The organism is Proteiniphilum sp. X52 (assembly GCF_003712195.1).
Lineage (GTDB): Bacteria > Bacteroidota > Bacteroidia > Bacteroidales > Dysgonomonadaceae > Proteiniphilum.
In genome coordinates this window covers 1-3,823 of sequence record NZ_RDSD01000046.1, presented here as the reverse complement: position 1 = coordinate 3,823, position 3,823 = coordinate 1, and the positions used below count along the sequence as shown (strand labels likewise).

The 3,823-nt window shown below is 41.9% G+C and carries 4 protein-coding genes; all 4 read left to right on the top strand.

The genetic code is table 11. The features are described from left to right. Positions 1 to 606: IS21-like element helper ATPase IstB (gene istB, locus D7D25_RS17380; RefSeq protein ID WP_122970180.1), on the top strand; the 606-nt coding region annotated here is incomplete at its 5' end. Positions 607 to 753: 147 nt separating this feature from the next. Next, positions 754 to 1,086: a T9SS type A sorting domain-containing protein gene (locus D7D25_RS17375; protein ID WP_158602666.1), complete on the top strand. Its 333-nt coding sequence runs from the start codon at positions 754 to 756 to the stop codon at positions 1,084 to 1,086. Positions 1,087 to 1,447: 361 nt separating this feature from the next. After that, complete coding sequence (locus tag D7D25_RS17370) at positions 1,448 to 1,921, top strand: hypothetical protein (protein WP_122970178.1); 474 nt, start codon at positions 1,448 to 1,450, stop codon at positions 1,919 to 1,921. Between the two features lie 25 nt (positions 1,922 to 1,946). Then, the coding region (locus tag D7D25_RS17365) for a M4 family metallopeptidase (RefSeq protein ID WP_148038978.1) at positions 1,947 to 3,823 on the top strand (1,877 nt) is incomplete at its 3' end.

The window sequence follows — 3,823 nt, the reverse complement described above, 5'->3', positions numbered from 1 at the left end:
CATCAATGGGAAGAACGATTAAATAATAAAATTGAGCGTCTTATCAGACAGGCCGGCTTTAGAGAACAGGCCAGTGTAGCGGATGTCGAATACAATCAACAACGCAATCTGGATAAAAACATGTTTACACGTTTAGCCACTCTGGACTTTATTAAACGAAAAGAGAACATCATAATAACAGGTGCATCCGGCACGGGCAAAAGCTATCTTGCCCAGGCTTTGGGATATCAGGCCTGTCTAATGGAATACAAAACACTGTATGCAAATACCGCCAAACTTATCGGCAGGCTCAAACTCAGTAAAATAGACGGCACTTACCTGAAGGAACTGTCAAAACTACTAAGAACAGATGTCCTTGTCTTGGATGATTTTGGATTACATGCCTTTGACAATCAGGCCAGAGAGATACTGCTGGATATCATCGATGAGAGGCATAATCAGGCATCAACTATATTATCCTCGCAGATACCGGTATCAGCCTGGTATGATCTGATTGGGGAGCAAACAATAGCAGATGCCGTCCTGGACAGGATAGTAAACTCATCACACAGAATAATACTTAAAGGTGAGTCACTTAGGAAAGGAAAAATAAGTACAACTGAATAAAATTATTAACTTTGCCAATGATCTTTCAAATAGGTAAAAAACTATGAATTATAGTGGCACGGTTTGACCGAAAAGAGTGGCACTATCAGACCGAAATACACAACAATGATCCGGTTTACTTCGAACTCATTGGAAGGAGAGTATATAATGGTTAGATTAACTAATCCATGCGGAGAAAATCTTTTTATCCATCATGTTTTAGGTGATCAAAGCGGATATTATTCTTCTTTCTCCCTCAGCCCCAACCCCGCCACCGACGTGGTGACCGTGAGGTTGGAAGAAGAATCGTCCCGAAACAGCGCCACCTTGCTGTCGGCCCCCTACGAAATACAACTGTGGAACGCCGCAAGCTTGCTAAGAACGTACAAAACAGACCAGTCCGCGTATCAAATCTCCGTGTCAGATCTACCCAAAGGCATGTACTTTGTGCGGGTGATAAAAGACGGGAAAACCCAGACGAAGAAGCTGTTGAAAAATTGACGGACGGGAACGTGCGAAGGACAATCACCAATTACGAATTACCAATGAAAAAGTCTGTTGTCTGATGTTTGAAATCTGCTGTCTGAAATAATGCACTGGTAACGTTTCCCGAATGTTAAAATCCGGAATCCGTGCAACGTTTTTGCCGTTTCTGCATCTTATAGATAAACGGTTGTTTTTTAACAAAATGTGTTTTGATGTTGTGCGGAAAATAATTTATTTTACGGCATAATCCAATAAAAACACGTGCGATATGAAAACCGATACTCCCACCGGACTGTTGACTCCGCCGCCAAATCCATTTTGCAGGCGGGAAGAAAATTGCAATATATGTTATAATTCAATTTAAATTTTTAAAACTATGAAACCAAAAACAATTTTATTTAGCATAATCGCCCTGTTTCTGCTGATAGATGTAACGGGGTGTGAGAAGGAATTATCGGAAACCGAGCTTATGAAACAGCAAATAATCGGTACATGGGAATGGACTGTTTCCTATGGTGGCGTAATAGGAGAACAAAAACCCATTCCGGGGGAGAAACTCGAACTAATATTTACCGATGATCGGATACTGGCGACCCACAACATGGAAATTATCGACGATAAGCCGGTGATTACCGACAATAAAAAAGTGTTGCAAGATGGGATCTATGTTATTAGTAGAGAACAGGATAAATTTTATATAACCATAACCCCGAAAGAGGGAGCAGGGGATTTGCTGTACTTAGCCGGTAAAGGAGAAATTCTTTTAGATCAGATTGACGGTTATCTTATTTTTCCTTTCTCCATAGGAACAGCACAATTTGCTCGTATTTATAGAAGAGTGAACGAATAGTCTAAGTTTATTAAAATCAAACAATGTGAAAAACAAAATTTTATCCGTAATAAGCGTATGGCTTATTGCCTTGCATGTGCTTAATGCCCAGGTTGTTTTGCAAAAACAGACAGAGCATGACGGAATCGTAACCTCTCTGAGGTTTCGGACAGACACCGTACCTGTTGCCATGGACAAAGCAAAAGAGGTATTGAACTCAATAAACAAAATGCAGGCCGCTGATGAATGGCGTATGGAGAAGTCCGACATAGATAAACAGGGAACAAGGCACCAATATTATCTGCAATATCACAAAGGCATCCGGGTTGCCTATGGCACGTATTCCATGCATGGTAACGGAAGAGGGCAATTGGAATCGGCCATCGGTAATTTCCAAAAAATTGACCAAGTAAATACCACCGCCCAATTGTCGGAGTCCGAAGCGTTGCAGCACGCCATGAAACATATCGGAGCAGAGCTGTATAAATGGCAAATTCCGGAAGAAGAACGCTGGATAAAAGAGTATTTGAACGATACGTATTATCCCCAAGGAGAAATGGTGATTGTAAAAGATATTCTTCAGGGTAGTAATCAATATCGCTTGGCTTATAAATTCGATATTTATGCCCATAAACCGTTAAGCCGATACATGGTATATGTGGATGCCATCGACGGAAGAATTTTGGATAAGGATTCACGGATACACCATACCAACAGTCAGGGAACGGCCATAACCCGGTACAGCGGCACCAGAAATATCACTACGGATTCGTTCAGTGGAGGTTTTCGCTTGCGTGAACTACGGAATGGCGTACGGATTGAAACCTACAATATGAATAATACCGGCACATATTCCCAAACCGATTTTGTTGATAATGACAACAACTGGATTGAACACAACAATGCAAACAGAGACAACGCTGCCTTAGATGCCCATTGGGGTGCTGAAATGACTTACGACTATTTTCATCAGGTACACGGCAGAAACAGTTACGACAATGGAGGTGCCCCTCTGCTAAGTTATGTTAATGCAAACTTAACTCTGATTAGTCCGAGATACACACATAACGATAACGCATTTTGGGATGGAAACAGGATGACATACGGACGAGGAACGTATTCTGAACCATTTACTACGCTTGATATTTGTGCTCATGAAATTGCTCACGGTGTAACCGGACATACCGCCCGTCTTGCTTATCGGAAAGAGTCGGGCGCTATCAATGAGGCATTAAGCGATATTTGGGCAGCCTGTGTTGAAGCCCGATCAGCTCCGGAAAAACAACGCTGGCTGATGGGAGAAGATATTGGTGCCATGCGTTCAATGAGCAATCCCAACCAATTCAATCATCCCGACACCTATCTGGGTACGTACTGGATTAATACAAACAATTGTACACCTATATCGGAGAATGATTACTGCGGCGTCCATCGTAATAGCGGAGTAATTAACCATTGGTTCTTTTTGCTTTCAGAAGGAGGAACGGGTACCAATGATATCGGAAACTCTTTTTGGGTGGGGGCTATCGGTATGAACAATGCCGCAAGAATTGTGTATCGGACACAAAGCGTTATTTTGCAATCAAGTGTTGAACAAGAGATAGGTTTTGCACAATTCAGAGAAGCCACGATTACTGCCGCTTCCAATATCTTTGGAAACAATTCCAATGAAGTTGCGCAGGTTACCAATGCTTGGCATGCTGTCGGGGTCGGAGATAGATACCAATATCTCATCTCCGGCCCCTCAAACATTTGCGGTCAAGGAACTTATACATACACTATCAATCTACCTAATAATATACCCGTCTCATGGAATGTCTCTTCGGATATCCGTATTGTTTCCGAGCAAAACAATTCTGTTACTGTAGAAAGAAATCCAAATACCTATTATATGTATGCGGACTCTTATATTGTTGCAGATGT